The organism is Actinophytocola sp., from assembly GCF_036378875.1.
Classification (GTDB): domain Bacteria; phylum Actinomycetota; class Actinomycetes; order Mycobacteriales; family Pseudonocardiaceae; genus Actinophytocola.
The window spans coordinates 58,312-73,390 of sequence record NZ_DASUVO010000130.1; the positions used below are offsets into that span (position 1 = coordinate 58,312).

Genomic DNA, 15,079 nt, shown 5'->3' on the forward strand with positions numbered 1-15,079 from the left:
GGACTGAATACGCGCCGGCCGTGTGGCACAGTCCTGTACTCCATCAGGGGACAGGAGGGGATTGCCGTGTCGCGTCCGGGTTTACGCGAGAGGCTGCGATACAGGTTCGACAACACGATGTCCAAGGGCGCGCCGGCGATGATCGGGTTGCTGGGGATCCTCTCCGCCGTGCTCGTCATCGTGTTCGGCGTCATGGGCTACCTGGCCAGACCAATGCCGGAGGGCGCGGACTGGAGCATCGGCAAGACACTGTGGATGGCTCTGCTGCACGCCATGGACCCGGGCACGGTCACCGCGGACGAGGGGTCCGCGTTCTGGATCTTTCCGATGTTCGCGGTCACGATCGGCGGCATCTTCGTCGTCGCCGCGCTCGTCGGTGTCATCACCACCGGGCTCGATGCCAAGCTGGACGACCTGCGCAAGGGCCGCTCGCGGGTGGTGGAGGAAGGCCACACCGTCCTTCTGGGATGGTCGGAGCAGCTGTTCACGGTGATCTCCGAGCTCGCCGTGGCCAAGGAGAGCGAGCGCCGTCCCTGCGTGGCGATCCTCGCGGACCGCGACAAGGTGGAGATGGAGGACGAGATCCGCGCGCGGCTCGGCTCCCTCGGGAAGCTGCGGGTCGTGTGCCGGACGGGCAGCCCGACCGAACCGGCCGATCTCGACCTGGTCAGCCCGCATGGCGCGGCGGCCGTCCTCGTGCTCACCCCGGAGGTGGACGACCCGGACGCCAGTGTGATCAAGACCCTGCTCGCGTTGAGCAGCCGGGAATGGGACGAGAACCCGCCGCACGTCGTCGCCGCGATCCGGCAGGCGCAGAACCTGCCACCCGCGCGGTTGGCCGGTGGTGACCACGCGAGCGTGGTCGACGTCGACGACCTGGGTGCCAGGCTGGTCGTCCAGTCCTCCCGGCAGTCCGGGCTGTCGGTGGTGTGCACCGACCTGCTGGACTTCGGCGGCGACGAGATCTACCTGCGGCCCGAGCCCGGCCTGGCTGGCACGCCGTTCGGTGTCGCGCTGTTCGCCTACGAGACCGCCACGCTGATCGGGCTGCGCCGGCGTGGCCGCGTCTGGCTCAACCCTCGCCCGGACACCCGCGTCGAGGCCGACGACGAGCTGATCCTGGTCGCCGAGGACGACTCGACGATCAGGCTGGCGCCGACGCCGCTGCGTCCTGGCGCGCCGCGCGCGATCGTCCGGCCGGTGCGCCGGGCGAGCAAACCCGAGCGGGTGCTCGTGATCGGCTGGAACGCGCGCGGTGTCAAGATCGTCAAGGAGCTGGACAACTACGTCGCGCCAGGCTCGCGGCTCCAGGTGGCGGCGGCGCAGCCGGACGTCGAGCCGCGGGTCAAGGCGCTGGCCGCGGAGCTCCGCAACCTCCACACCGCCTGCCAGATCTGCGAGCCGACCGACCGAGGCTCGCTGGAGACGCTCGGCATCGGGGAGTTCGACCACGTGATCGTGCTCGCCGACGACACCGTCGAGCCGGAGAAGGCGGACTCGCAGACCCTCGTGACGCTGCTTCACCTGCGCGACATGGAGTTCCGCCGCAACGAGCGCTACTCGATCGTCAGCGAGATGAACGACGAACGCAACCAGCGGCTCGCGCAGGTCACGAAGGCGGACGACTTCGTGGTGGGCAGCAAGCTGATCAGCCTGCTGCTGACACAGCTCTCGGAGAACCGGCACCTGTCGGCGGTGTTCAAGCAGCTGTTCGAGGCGGAAGGGTCGGAGATCTACCTGCGCCCGGCCGAGGAGTACGTCGCACTCGGCCAGCGGATCGACTTCGCGACCGTGATCGAGGCGGCCCGTCTGCGTGGCGAGACGGCGATCGGGTACCGCGTCCTGGCGGACGCACAGGAAGTACCGTCCTACGGCGTGCGGCTGAACCCGGCGAAGACCGCGCAGCTGTCCATGGCACGTGGCGACCGCGTGATCGTGCTCGCCGAGGACTAGCTTGCCGGCACGCGGAGCATTGCCAGAGCATCCCTCAGCTGCGCGACGTGCTGCGCCGGCGCCTCGAGCAGCGGCAGGCGCACCGTCGCGTGTGGAATGATCCCGAGCTCGGCCAGGGCCGCCTTGGCCATCGTGGCTCCCGGGGACGTGCGCATGACGGCGTCCACCAACGGAATCAACGACCGCTGGATCGCCTGAGCCGTGTCGAGGTCGCCGACGCGGACGGCTCGGATGAGCTCGGCGTTGCGGTCGGCGACGATGTTGCCCACCACGCTGAGCACGCCGGTGGCGCCGCACGCGAGGTAGGGCAGGTTCAGCTCGTCGATGCCGCAGTAGTAGGCCAGCGACGTCTGGGACATCACCGACATCGCCTCGAACAGGTCGCCCTTCGCGTCCTTCACCGCGCGGATCCGAGGATGGCCGGCCAGCTCGATCAGCGTGGACGCGGTCATGGCGATGCCCGCGCGGGCGGGGATGTCGTAGAGCATCACGGGTAGCTCGGTGGCGTCGGCGACCGCCACGCAGTGCGCCACCACACCGGCCTGGGTCGGTCTGGAGTAGTACGGACAGACGAGCAGTAGCGCGTCCGCTCCCGCGGCCTCGGCTTCACGGGCCCGACGGACGCTGGCGGCGGTGTCGTAGGTGCCGACACCGGCGATCACCCGAGCCTGGTTCTCCGACTGTGCCGCCACGGCGCTGACGAGCCGGGCGGTCTCGGCGTCGGTCAGCGTGGGTGACTCGCCGGTGGTCCCTCCGACGACGATCCCGTCGCACCCGGTGGCGAGCAGATGGTCGACGAGGGCGGCGAGCCCTGGTTCGCTGATCGTGCCGTCGGGACGCATCGGGGTCACCATGGCGACGAGGTTGGCGCCGAAGAGGGCGTCGGAGTCGGTCATGGTTCGACCCTGCCCTGATCCGATACCTGTGGTCCAGCGATGCTTTCTTGTCGATATTGCGTAGCCTGGCTTCATGATTGAGGTCGGCGCCCTGCGGGCGCTGCGGTCGGTGGCCGCTCTCGGGACGCTCGCGCGCGCGGCCGACGAGCTCGGGTTCACGGCATCGGCGGTGTCGCAGCAGATCAAGAGGCTGGAGCGCCAACTCGGTGTGACCGTGCTCGCACCCGCGGGACGTGGGGTCGTGCTCACCCCGGCAGGACAGGCCATCGTCGACTCCGCCACCGACGTGTTCCAGGCGCTGGAGCGCTGCGCCGAAGCCGCCCAGTCCGTGGGGGAGGGCGCACCACGCGGCACACTGCGCGTGGTCGCGTTCTCGACCGCTGTCCGAGGGCTGCTCGCGCCCGTCCTGCCGCGACTGTCGACGCGCTGCCCGGACCTGACCGTGCACATCACCGAGCAGGACCCCGACCGGGCCCTCCACAGCGTCGACGCCGGCACCGCCGATCTCGCCATCGGTCACGACGCCGACGGGCTGCCGGTCCCGCTGCCCTCGTCCCTGCTCCAGCGTCACCTGCACACCGACGTCGGCGACGTGGTCATGCACGGAACGCATCCGCTCGCGCGACTGGACCGGCCACTGACGAGCGCCGACCTGGCCGGCCACGCGTGGGTGACCAGCCCGCCGGGCACGGTGTGCCACCAGTGGTTCCGACGCCTGTTCGCCGACGTGCCCGAACACCCCGACGTGCGCCACCTGATCGACGACTTCACCACCCAGCTGTCGCTGGTCGCCTCTGCCGAGGTCATCGCACTGATCCCGCGCCTGGCCCGCCCGCCGCTGCGCGACGACCTCGTCGCCCGTCCACTGCGGCGGCCACCCACGCGCGAGGTGCACGCCGCGTGGCGGCGCAGCGCCAACGCCAGCCCGGCGGTCCAGGCGTTACTCGCCGAGCTCGCCGCCGCGACCAACGCCGAGGAGTAGTGGATCACGGGGAGCAAACCGGCCTTAAGTACCCTGGGCCGCATGCGCATAAGGGGGAGTCTTCTCAAGATCGTTGGTCTGTGTCTGCTCGCCGGGGCGCTCGTCGCGGGCATGCTGCTCCCGATCGTCGCGGCGGCGGGGGTCGTCACGAACCAGGCCAGTGACACGGTGACCGCGCTGTCAGCCGAGCTCGCCCAGGAGCCGCCGCCGCTGGTCACGACGATCACCGACCGGAACGGCACCCAGATCGCGACGCTGTACGACCAGTACCGGATCCCGACCAAACCGGAGGAGATCTCCGACGAGATGAAGTGGGCTCTGGTCGCGGTCGAGGACCGACGCTTCTACGAGCACCACGGGGTCGACTGGAAGGGCACGATCCGCGCGGCGATCAACAACTCGTCCGGGGGTGACACCCAGGGCGCCTCGACGCTGACCCAGCAGTACGTCAAGAACTACCTGATCAACGTCACCTACCGGAACGACGAGCTCGGTCAGGAACGCGCGCAGGAGTCGACGATCGGCCGCAAGCTGGAGGAAGCGCGGATCGCGATCCAGCTCGAGACGAAGATGAGCAAGGACGAGATCCTCGGCGGCTACCTCAACATCGTCGAGTTCTCCCGCGAGATCTACGGCGTCGGCGCGGCGGCCAGCGCCTACTTCGGCACCACGCCCGACAAGCTGACGGTCGCGCAGGGCGCCCTGCTGGCCGGCATGGCCAACAACCCGCCCACCTACGATCCGTGGAACCACCCGGATCGGGCCACCAAACGACGCAACTTCGTACTCGACAAGATGGTGGAGATCCGCAAGCTCTCCGCCGACGACGCGAAGGAGATCAAGAAGCAGCCGCTCGGCGTGCTGCCGGACGGGCCGAACAAGCCGGCGGCCAACTGCGTCGGCGCCGGCCCGGAGAACGGCTTCTTCTGCCAGTACGTCGAGGACTACCTGCTCGACCTCGGTATGTCTAAGGACGACATCTACACCGGCGGCTACACGATTCGCACCACGCTGGACCCCGAGGCCAACCACGCCGCCAAGGAGTCAGCCGAGCAGCAGGTGAGCAAGACCCAGGAGAACGTCGCCAACACGCTTTCCCTGGTGAAGCCCGGCAAGGACCGGCACGAGGTGGTGGCGCTGGCCGCGAACCGGGACTACGGGCCGGACGCCGCGGCGGGGCAGACCGAGTTCGCCCTGCCATCGGCCGTCACCAACGTCACCGGTTCCGGCTCGAGCTACAAGATCTTCACCGCGGCGGCGGCGATGGAACGAGAGGTCGTCGGGATCCACGACACCGTGGAGTCGCCGGCCTCCTACACCTCGAAGGTGTTCGTCGGCGGCGGCGACAAGTGCCCACGCGTCGCGCGGGGCACGCGTGCCTACTGTCTCTCCAACGCCAGCGAGGGCGGGAGCGGCAGCATGTCGTTGCAGACCGCGTTGCAGACCTCGCCCAACACGGCGTTCGTCATCCTCGAGGAGAAGGCGGGGATGCAGGCCGTCGTCGACATGGCCACCAGGCTGGGCATGCGCAAGACGATGGCGGGCAACGCCGCGACGGGTGCCGCGCCCAACGCCGACGCCGAGTCCGCGGAGGAGAAGCAGAGCCAGACCCAGTTCTTCGGCCCCAGTGAGAACAACGCCGGCAAGGGGTCGTTCACCCTGGGTGTGAGTCCCACCAGTGGGCTGGAGCTGGCCAACGTGGCCGCGACGATCCTCAGTGGCGGCGTGTGGTGCCCGCCGACGCCGATCGGCTCGGTCACCGACCGCAACGGCAAGCCGTACACCTTCAAGGAAGAGCCGTGTGAGCAGGCGGTGTCCGAAGGCCTCGCCAACACCCTCGCCGTCGGCATGAGCAAGGACCACGAGGCCGGTGGCACCGCCCACGACGCCGCGCGCGGTGTCGGCTGGACCCGGCCGATGATCGGCAAGACCGGAACCACCCAGCACAACGGCTCCGCGGCGTTCGTCGGCGGGACGCCGCAGCTCGCGGGCGCGGCCATGGTCTTCCGGCCCGATCGGCCCAACGGCGGTCTCATCGACGGCGGTCCCGGCAGGGTCACCGCGAACAGGAGCTCCTCCGGGACCATGTTCGGTGGCAGGACGCCGGCGCGGACGTGGTTCGGCGCGATGAGCAAGATCCTGGAAGGTGAGGAGACGCTGCCGCTGCCCTCGGCGGACCCCAAGTACGAGCGCGTGAACTGAGGCGGGCACCGACTGTCGACAGGTGAGAAGTGGACGCCCGTCTCACGCGCAGAACGGTGATCATGTCCGGCGCGCTCGCGGCCGTGACGGCGGGCGGACTCCTGGCGCTCTCGCGTGCCCGCGAGTCGCGGACCGCACTGCCGGGTGCGCCCGACCTGGACAACCTGCCGGTGGCGGACGTGCCAGCGCCGACGGGGCAACCGGTGGAGATCGTGTACTGCGCGGGGTGGGACGCCACCACGCGCGCCCCGGTGTCGCCGATGGCCGAGTCGGTCGCGCGGGCCCAGGACGCGGCAGGCGCTCAGTACGCGGCGGTCCTGCGTGTCGACGGGGCGGTGCGTGCCGTCGTCGAGGTGTGCTGGTCGGCCCACCACGCCGAGGTGTGGAACATCGACGCGGCGGGCCGCCGGTACCGGGGTGTCGCCTACCGGCGTTGGCCGGACGGGCGGTTGCGGCTGTTCGGGGTCCGCAGCTGGAACTACCCCGAGCCGGACACCCCGGAGCTCGACGGCGAAGAGCCGACCTTCCAGGCACGGGTCACCCGGGACGGGATCGGGGCGACCGAGACGATCGAGATCGTGGCCGTGCAGGCTGACGGCAGCACGCTCCAGATACACCGCGCCTGGTCGGAATGGCCGGAACAGCAGCGGCCGCCGGAGAACGTCGCCGTGCCCTCGGTCGAGAGCTGGCCGAGCCTTGCCGGGATGGCCGGCCCGGTGACCGTACGCACCGGGCCGGCCGTGGTGCCGACCGAGTTCCCGTGGCGCCCGCCCCAACCGCTGCGCCCACGCAACCTCACCGAGCTGCTCGCCGGCGCGCGGTTCCGCACGTCGGACGGTCGTGTCCTGACCGTCGAGCGGATCCCCGCCGACCCGGTTCGCCTGCCGAGCGGTCGGCTGCTCGTGGCGGACCCCGGCTTGCTCGGCACCACCGACCCTGGAGCGCTGGTCGCGACGGTGCCGCCCGGCGAGTACCCGGTGGAGGTGTTCCAGGCGAAGGAGAACGGCACGTCAGTGGCCTGGAACGTCGCCTGCCGGGTGACCGTCACCGGCGCACCGGTCGCGTCCTGGCACCTCGCGCTGCGCGAAGGGGACGACGAGCTGGCACTGGGTGACGGCGAGTTCTTCGGCAACCCGGTGGACGGCGCCACGCTCGCGCTCTTCGACCCCACGGGAGTGAAGGCCTACGCGCAGGCCGAGATCGAGGACGCGTTCGCCACCGACCGCGTCACGCTCTCCGACCCGGCGACCGGCACCAACATGATCATGGTGTCGACCGGCGGCGACGGCGCGTTCCCCGTGTGGCTCGGCCGCGCAGAGGACGGGGCCATCAGCTGTTTCGTCCTCGACTTCCTCGACAACGACCTGGTCACCGCCACACCCGACTGACCAGACCGGCGCCGAGTGGGGGTCAGGCGGCCGACGACGCGGTCTGGCCGCGCAGCGCCTCGATGACGTTGGTCAGACCGGCGGCGACCTCTTCGTCGTCGGCGGGGTGTGCGTCGGCGAAGCGGGTCAGTGAACCGGGGATGGAGAGCTTGACGTCGTCGAGCACCTTGGCCCCGGCCACGCCGACGGACTTGCGGGCGTCGTCGTGGGCCCACACCCCGCCGTACTGGCCGAAGGCGGTGCCGACCACGGCGACGGGCTTGCCGGAGATCGCGCCGGCGCCGTACGGGCGGGACAGCCAGTCGATGGCGTTCTTCAGCACGGCCGGGATCGTCCCGTTGTACTCGGGCGAGAACAGCAGGAAGGCGTCGGCTTGCTCCGCGGCCGCGCGCAGGCGTGCGGCGGCCTGCGGCACGGTGCCGTCGGCGTCGATGTCCTCGTTGTAGAAGGGCACGTCGCCCAGGCCCTCGTGGATCTCGAGCTGGACACCGTCTGGGGCGAGCGTGACCGCCGCCTCGGCGAACTGTCGGTTGGTCGAGCCGGCGCGAAGGCTGCCGACGAGGGCGAGGATGCGTACGGACATGTGCTACTCCGTTGACTCTGGCGTGCGGACCGGCTCGAGGCCGGCTCGGACACCGCTTCCTGATGACACGTCATGGAATGTAGAGGACGCGTCATCTATTTCGCTAGACTGGCGGATGTGACGGACGCGACGGAGTGGCTGAGCGACGAGGAGCAGCAGGCCTGGCGGGGGTTGATCCACATGACCGCCCAGCTCAACGCCAGGCTCAACCGGGAACTGCAGGAGGAGCACGGCATCTCGCTCGCCGACTACGCGGTCCTCGGCCGCCTCAGCGAGGCGCCGGACGGGGGGATCCGCGCCCGCGATCTGGAGTCGACCCTCGCCTGGGAGCAGAGCCGCCTGTCCCACCATCTGGCCAGGATGCAGCGGCGCGGCCTGGTCGAGCGCCGCGACTGCCCGTCCGACCGCCGCGGCGCCACGTTCACCCTCACCGAAACCGGGCGCAACGCGATCGAGAAGGCCGCCCCCGGGCACGTCACCGCCGTCCGGCGGCTGCTGTTCGACCACCTCACGTCGGAGGACGTGGTCACCCTGCGCGCGTTCACCGCCCGGGTCATCGACGACATGCGGTGAGTGCCGGGGCGCACACGGTAGTTGAGGAATCAATTAGCTTGGTGGCTCGTTGGTCAAGGCGTGAAGAGCATCGGATTTCTCTCCTTCGGGCACTGGTCGGACAGTCCACACAGCCAAACGAGGACGGCGTCGGACGCGCTGCTACAGGCTGTCGACCTGGCCGTGGCCGCGGAGGAACTGGGCGCGGACGGTGCCTACTTCCGGGTGCACCACTTCGCCAGACAGCTCGCGTCGCCGTTCCCGCTGCTGGCCGCGATCGGCGCCAAGACAGAACGCATCGAGATCGGCACCGGTGTGATCGACATGCGGTACGAGAACCCGATGTACATGGTCGAGGACGCGGGTGCCGCGGACCTGATCGCCGGCGGCAGGCTCCAGCTCGGCATCTCCCGAGGCTCACCGGAGCAGGTGATCGACGGCTGGCGGTACTTCGGCTACCAGCCGAGCGAGGACGACACGGACACCGACATGGCCCGCAAGCATGCCGAGGTGCTGCTGAAGGTGTTGGAGGGCAAGGGGTTCGCCGAGCCCAACCCGTTCCCGATGTTCGCCAACCCGCCCGGGCTGCTGCGGGTCGAGCCGCACTCGGCGGGACTGCGCGACCGGATCTGGTGGGGTGCCGGCTCCAACGGCACGGCGGTGTGGGCCGCCGAGCACGGCATGAACCTGATGAGCTCGACGCTGAAGAACGACGAGGGCGGCGCGCCCTTCCACGTGCAGCAGGCCGAGCAGATCCGCGCGTTCCGCAAGGCGTGGGCGGAGGCCGGGTGGCAGCGTGAGCCGCGCGTGTCGGTCTCGCGCAGCGTCTTCGCGCTCACCTCCGACCTGGACCACGCGTTCTTCGGCGCCGACGCCGAGAGCGCCGACCAGATCGGCCACATCGACGCCGACACCCGGGCGATCTTCGGCCGCACCTACGCCGCCGAGCCCGACGTGCTGGTGGAGCAACTGGCCGGCGACGAGGCGATCGCCGAGGCCGACACGTTGCTGCTGACGGTGCCCAACCAACTCGGCGTCGACTACAACGCGCACCTGCTCGAGAACATCCTCACGCACGTCGCCCCCGCACTGGGCTGGCGCTGACGGGCGAGGGAGTAGCACGGGCTCAGGTCACTCGAGGGTGAGCTGGCGGCGGTGGAACTCGAAGTGCCGCGTGGGGAAGCGGTAGACGTCCGCGAGGGTCATGTGGTCGGCGAAGAACGGGTCCCACAGCGTCGGATAGTGCATCCCCCGAGCCAGGTCGGCGTCGGACTCCGCGTCCAGGCGGCGGTGCAGCTTCTCGATCACGTGGTCGAACATCACCTCCATCCGCCGGGTGGACAGCGTGTTGCCGGCGAACCGGGACCCGAGGTAGTTGACCGTGTCGAACGGTCGGGTCGCCTTGTCGAGCAGGCGCGCGTAGCCACGGCTCACGGCGTCGGGCAGCCGGTCGAACAGCAGTAGCAGCCGGCGTAGCGCGCGGATGATCAGATAGCCAAGGAGCATGTGGAACAACAGCTGCCTGTTGGTCCACCTCGTACCGTTCGACGGCCGGCGCAGCCCAACCTCGTCCGCGTCGGCAACCAGCCGGTGGAAGCTCGCGCGGGCCTGTTCGAACTCCTGGTGGATGGCCTCGCGGTCCATCCCCACAGTGTGCGCCGGTCGTGCGAGGTCAGTGTCACTGTCGCTGGCGTTGCAGCTCCACGGCGGTGATCAGCAGGTCGAGTCCGAACTCGAACTCTTCCTCGTGGTCGCAGACGGCCAGGTAGGGCGCGGACTCCGCGACGTGCGGCAGCGTGGAGTCCGTGAGCTCGGTGCGGCGCCGCTCGACGCCGCCCAGGTTCTGGCCGCTGAAGGTCGGGCTTGCCGAGACCTCGCGCAGCAGGGTGCCGATCAGGTACGCCAGCACCGATCGCATGACGTGCACGGCGCGGTCGGGTGGGAAGCCCGCGGCGCGAATGATGGACAGGACCGCCTCGACCGGGGCCAGGGCCGTGAACGACCCGAGCTGACGGGTGAGGACCAGCGGCGCGCAGTGCGGGTACCGAAGCACGACCCGGCGGAACGCGATGGCCATGGCGTGCACGTCGTCGCGGAACACCCCGGTGGCCGGTGGTAGCTCGATGTTGGCGAGTACGACCTCGGTGACCTGGTTGAGCAGCGTTTCCCTGTTGTCGACGTGGTGGTAGAGGCTCATCGTGTCGACGTTCAGCCGTCTGGCGAGGCCTCGCATGGTGACCGCGTCCAGGCCGAGCTCCTCGACCATCGCCACCGCCGCGGTGACGATGCGCTCGCGTGTGAGGACCGCGCGGCCACCCGCCGGGCGACCGCGCCTCGGCTTGCTGTCCGCCACAGGATCTCCCTTGCCATGTGTCGCGAATAGCGGCACAAAACAAAATCCTACACCGTAGGCTTACCGGAAAGGACCCCGCACCCGATCTGGAGAGCCCATGACCACCTTCACCTTTCCGCCCGAGGACGTGCTGCGTGCGCGCCAGAAGCTGGTCCTCGACCACTTCCACGACGAGGTCCGGCAGGACTGGGACGACGTCCTGTCCACGTTCCCGCACCCGCACTACGAGCTGATCGCGACGATGACCGTCCACGACGGTGACGGCGAGGTGCGCGACTACTACCACGACACCCGCGTCGCCTTCCCCGACCAGGACCACGAGATCATCGCCATCCGGCACAGTCCCGACGCGGTGATCGTGGAGTTCTGGCTGCTGGGCACCCATCTGGGTCCCCTCGGCAAGATCCCGCCGACCGGAGCCAGACATCGCACCAGAATGACGGCGTACTTCATCTTCGACGAGAACGAGAACCTCGTCACCGAGCGCATCTACTTCGACCAGCTCACCGTGCTCAAGCAGCTCATCGGCGGTCTGAACAAGAAGAACCCGCGCGACCTGGTCACCCTCGGCCGGGCCGTGTTCGGGCTGCTGGCCATGTCCGGCGAGGCACCCGACCCACGCCTGCTCCACACCACCCAACCGGACCTGTCCGTCTGAGCGCGCCGGCTACGCCGGCGTCGTCTCCACGGCGGGCGTGACCAGGGGGACCACCTCCGTCCGGAACGCCTCCAGGCTGGTCGTCTCCGGGTAGTCGCGGAAGGACACGACCATCTCGGTGATGCCGGCGTCCACGTAACGCTGAACCTGGCGGACCACCGACCCGACCGTGCCGACGAGGTTGCGCTCGCAGTAGTTGTCGGGGTGGGCGCTCCAGAACGCGATCACGAACGGGCTGCCCAGCCAGCGGTCGCGCTCGACGTTGTCGGCGAAGATCCGGCACTCGATCCGCACGGCCTCGGTGATGTCCGACGGGTCGCGGCCCACCTGCGCGCACGCCTCCCGCAGCCGTGCCCGGGCCGCGGTCACCTCCGCCGGGCTGCCCTGCCACACGACCTGGTCTGCCCAGCGCGCGGCGAGTTCGACGTCGCCTTCCAGCCGGGCGGCCGGCAGACGCACCGGCAGTGCCGACCGCAGCGGCGTGGGTGCGCAGTGGGCGTCTCGCAGGCGCCAGTGCTCACCCGTGTGGGTCACGCTCGGCTCGCGCCACAGCTGGTCGAGCACCTCGATCTGCTCGCCGAGGATGGCGAGTCGTTCGGACGGTGACGGCACCTGCCAGCCGTACGACTCGTAGCCGCAGGGGTGGCTGCCCGTGCCCAACTCCAGCACGGCCCGACCACCGCTCGCCACGTCCAGGGTCGCGGCCCGCTTGGCCAGCGTCCCGGGATGGTGGTAGGGCGCGCACGGGACCGCGGCGCCGATCCGGGCGCGCGTGGTGGCCCCGGCCAGGGCCGTCGCGGCGATCCAGCTGTCGAACACCAGCTCCGGTGACCGGCGCGGCTGGGTGTCCACGCAGTCCTGCACCCACAGCTGGTCGTACCCGAGGCTCTCGGCGAGCCTGCCGACCTCCACCATCCGCTGCCAGGCCGCAGCCGGCTCCCAGCCGGCGAACTCCTGGTTGACCCCGTGCGGTACGAGGACGCCCCACCTGAAAACGCCCGGCCCCATAGTCCAGTCACCTACTTCGTAAAGTCGCTCCTGTGCTGGCCGGTGCCCTCACCTAGTCTAACGGCAGGTGCCCGGTAATCAGAAGTGCGTTTCGGTCAGGAAAGGGATGTGGACGTGGCGGACGCGGCTGTTCTCGATCGCGCCGAGGAGTTCTTGTTGCGGAACGCCCGGCTGATCGACCGGCTGCGTTTTTCCTATCTTTTTCGCGATGGTGGCCGGGAGCTGCCGATCGCCGCGGTGCGCGCCTACCAGAATTCCGACGGCGGTTTCGGCAACGCGCTCGAACCCGACCTGCGCGGGCCCGACAGTCAGCCGGAGCCGACCAACCTCGCGCTGCAGATACTCGACGAACTCGGCGCGCTGGACGAGCCGATGGTGCCGAAGGCGCTGGACTATCTCGTGTCGATCACCCGGCCGGACGGCGGGGTGCCGTTCGTCCTGCCGTCCTCGCGGCGTTATCCGCACGCGCCGTGGTGGCAGACCGGGGACGACCCGTCCGGCACGCTGGTGGCGACCGCGAATATCGCCGGAATTCTGCACTCGAACGGTGTCGAGCATTCCTGGCTCGACACCGCGACCGAGTTCTGCTGGCGGGAAATCGACGACCTCACGAGCACGTGGGCCTACGAGGCCCGCTCCTTTGTTCCGTTCCTGGACCACGTGCCGGACCGGGCGCGTGCGGAGGCCGTCTTCGACCGCGTGGGAAAACTCGTCCTGGAGGTCGTCGAATTCGACACCGACGCCGACGGCGAGGTGCACCGGCCACTGGATTTCGCGCCGCGACCGGACACGATCGCGCGCCGGCTGTTCAGCGACGAGGTCATCGACGAGCACCTGGACGCGCTGCTCGCGGCCCAGCGGGACGACGGCGGCTGGAGTTTCGACTGGCAGGTCTGGACGCCCAACACCGAGCCGGAATGGCGTGGCTGGGTCACCGTCCGCGCACTGAAGACCCTGCGCGCGTACGGCCGGCTCTGAGGCGACGGCATGGCTGACCTGGCGCGGTTATCGATGTGGCTCGACGGCCGGCCCGTGGCGGCGGCCGACGGCGAGACGTTCGCCTCGTACAACCCGGCCACCGGCGAGCGCATCGCGGAGGTGCCCCGCGCGTCGGCGCTCGATGCCCAGGCCGCCGTTCGCGCGGCCAGGACCGCGTTCGACCAGGGACCGTGGCCCAGGATGTCGCCGGCCGAGCGCGCCGCCGTGCTGCGCCGGATCGCCGAGCTGCTCACCGCCGAGTCCGGCCGGCTGGCCGAGCTCGAGGTCCGCGACACCGGCAGCACCATCCGCACCGCCACACACGTCGCCGTCGCCGGGGCGGCCGCCGCGTTCGAGTGGTGCGCCTGGTGGGCGGAGACACTCGGCACCCATGAGCCGCCGGACCCGGCCGGCGACGGCGAGTACCTGCACTGGCGGCCGGTCGGCGTGGTCGCCGCGATCACGCCGTGGAACCTGCCGCTGCTGCTGGCCTCCTGGAAGATCGCGCCGGCGCTTGCCGCCGGCAACACCTGCGTGCTCAAGCCCGCCTCGTTCACCTCACTGACCGCGCTGGAGCTGGGCCGGATCGCGCACGACGCCGGCCTGCCGCCGGGAGTGCTCAACGTCGTCACCGGCCCCGGCCCGGTCGTCGGCGACGAGCTGGCCCGCAGCCCCGGGATCGACCTCGTGACGTTGACCGGTTCGGACGGTGTCGGCGAGCGGGTGCGATCCGCGGCGGCGAGCGCGGTCCGGCTGGACCTCGGTGGCAAGTCGGCCAACGTGGTGCTCGACGACGCGGACCTGGAGCTGGCCGCGTCCGGCGCGTTGTGGGGGATCTTCTTTCACAACGGGCAGATCTGCATGGCCGGCGCCCGGCTCGTCGCGGCCGAGAAGGTGTACGACGAGCTGCTGGCCCTGATCACCAAGCGGGCCAGGCTGTTACGGCTGGGCGACCCGCTCGACTCGGCCACCGACCTCGGCCCGCTGATCACCCGGCAGCACGTGCGGACCGTGCGTCGTCATGTCCTGGCCGCGGTGGCGGACGGGGCGGTCCTGCGTTGTGGTGGCGAGCCGCCGGACGCGGGCGGACTGCCGGGCCTCGACGCCGCCGCCTACTTCCGCCCGACCGTGCTCGCCGACGTCGCGCCGGACAGTGCGGCCGCGCAGGAGGAGATCTTCGGCCCGGTGCTGTCGGTGATCCCCGTGCGGTCCGACGACGAGGCGGTGGCGGTCGCCAACGGCACCCGGTACGGGCTCAGCGCCGCGGTGTGGTCGCGGGACCGCGCGCGGGCGCGCGGGGTCGCCGAGCGGCTGCGTGCCGACACCGTGTGGCTCAACGACTACCGGATGGTCGACATCACCCGGCCCGGCGGCCCGGGGCGCGGCACCGACCGGCTCTGGCACCGGTTGACCGGCGGGCTCGACGTCTACCGGCGGCGCCAGCACGTCGACGGCCGCGTGGACGCCGCACGCACCCGAGGCAACCACGAGCTGTTGAGCAGCGAGATCTGACGGACGAGACCAGG

14 protein-coding genes are annotated in these 15,079 nt (G+C 70.2%); 9 read left to right on the plus strand and 5 right to left on the minus strand.

The annotated features are described in order from the left end of the window. The first annotated feature begins 117 nt into the window (after window positions 1-117). Window positions 118-1,953 (plus strand): CASTOR/POLLUX-related putative ion channel, encoded by a 1,836-nt coding sequence (locus VF106_RS37425; RefSeq protein ID WP_330844701.1) that lies wholly within the window; start codon window positions 118-120, stop codon window positions 1,951-1,953. Here the strand turns inward: VF106_RS37425 and dapA are convergent. Beyond that, window positions 1,950-2,849 carry a 4-hydroxy-tetrahydrodipicolinate synthase gene (gene dapA, locus VF106_RS37430; RefSeq protein WP_330844702.1) on the minus strand — a complete coding sequence of 300 codons (900 nt, stop codon included), beginning with the start codon at window positions 2,847-2,849 and terminating at the stop codon, window positions 1,950-1,952. The two genes, VF106_RS37425 and dapA, sit on opposite strands and share 4 nt — an antisense overlap. A 73-nt stretch (window positions 2,850-2,922) precedes the next feature. On the opposite strand from dapA, the gene VF106_RS37435 reads away from it, so the two are divergent. From VF106_RS37435 to VF106_RS37445, 3 genes are read left to right on the plus strand one after another with little or no spacing between them, the layout of a single operon-like run. Next, a complete protein-coding gene (locus VF106_RS37435; RefSeq protein ID WP_330844703.1) occupies window positions 2,923-3,831 on the plus strand; it encodes a LysR family transcriptional regulator in 909 nt (302 codons plus the stop codon). Window positions 3,832-3,873: 42 nt separating this feature from the next. Then, a complete protein-coding gene (locus VF106_RS37440) occupies window positions 3,874-6,033 on the plus strand; it encodes a transglycosylase domain-containing protein (protein ID WP_330844704.1) in 2,160 nt (719 codons plus the stop codon). 29 nt (window positions 6,034-6,062) lie between these two features. Further along, on the plus strand, window positions 6,063-7,421 hold the full coding sequence (locus tag VF106_RS37445) for a DUF4241 domain-containing protein (protein ID WP_330844705.1): 1,359 nt from the start codon (window positions 6,063-6,065) through the stop codon (window positions 7,419-7,421). Window positions 7,422-7,443: 22 nt separating this feature from the next. Here the strand turns inward: VF106_RS37445 and VF106_RS37450 are convergent, their stop codons facing one another. After that, window positions 7,444-8,004 carry an NADPH-dependent FMN reductase gene (locus tag VF106_RS37450; protein ID WP_330844706.1) on the minus strand — a complete coding sequence of 187 codons (561 nt, stop codon included), beginning with the start codon at window positions 8,002-8,004 and terminating at the stop codon, window positions 7,444-7,446. A gap of 117 nt (window positions 8,005-8,121) precedes the next feature. Here VF106_RS37450 and VF106_RS37455 point away from each other — a divergent pair, with 117 nt between their 5' ends. Further along, entirely contained in the window at window positions 8,122-8,577 is a 456-nt protein-coding gene (locus VF106_RS37455; RefSeq protein WP_330844707.1) for a MarR family winged helix-turn-helix transcriptional regulator, read from the plus strand. Window positions 8,578-8,637: 60 nt separating this feature from the next. Then, a complete protein-coding gene (locus VF106_RS37460; RefSeq protein ID WP_330844708.1) occupies window positions 8,638-9,660 on the plus strand; it encodes an LLM class flavin-dependent oxidoreductase in 1,023 nt (340 codons plus the stop codon). Window positions 9,661-9,687: 27 nt separating this feature from the next. On the opposite strand, the gene VF106_RS37465 is transcribed toward VF106_RS37460, so the two are convergent. After that, window positions 9,688-10,200, minus strand: a complete 513-nt coding sequence (locus VF106_RS37465) for a DinB family protein (protein ID WP_330844709.1) — start codon at window positions 10,198-10,200, stop codon at window positions 9,688-9,690. A gap of 34 nt (window positions 10,201-10,234) precedes the next feature. Further along, complete coding sequence (locus VF106_RS37470; RefSeq protein ID WP_330844710.1) at window positions 10,235-10,909, minus strand: TetR/AcrR family transcriptional regulator C-terminal domain-containing protein; 675 nt, start codon at window positions 10,907-10,909, stop codon at window positions 10,235-10,237. A gap of 97 nt (window positions 10,910-11,006) precedes the next feature. Between VF106_RS37470 and VF106_RS37475 the strand changes: the two genes are divergently transcribed. Then, window positions 11,007-11,567 (plus strand): ester cyclase, encoded by a 561-nt coding sequence (locus VF106_RS37475; RefSeq protein ID WP_330844711.1) that lies wholly within the window; start codon window positions 11,007-11,009, stop codon window positions 11,565-11,567. A 9-nt stretch (window positions 11,568-11,576) separates the two neighbouring features. Here VF106_RS37475 and VF106_RS37480 read toward each other — a convergent pair whose 3' ends face one another. Further along, a complete protein-coding gene (locus VF106_RS37480) occupies window positions 11,577-12,575 on the minus strand; it encodes an LLM class flavin-dependent oxidoreductase (protein ID WP_330844712.1) in 999 nt (332 codons plus the stop codon). 114 nt (window positions 12,576-12,689) lie between these two features. Between VF106_RS37480 and VF106_RS37485 the strand changes: the two genes are divergently transcribed. Both VF106_RS37485 and VF106_RS37490 read left to right on the plus strand, forming a co-directional pair. Continuing rightward, entirely contained in the window at window positions 12,690-13,553 is an 864-nt protein-coding gene (locus tag VF106_RS37485) for a hypothetical protein (protein WP_330844713.1), read from the plus strand. Between the two features lie 9 nt (window positions 13,554-13,562). Then, a complete protein-coding gene (locus VF106_RS37490; RefSeq protein WP_330844714.1) occupies window positions 13,563-15,065 on the plus strand; it encodes an aldehyde dehydrogenase family protein in 1,503 nt (500 codons plus the stop codon). Window positions 15,066-15,079: the final 14 nt, after the last annotated feature.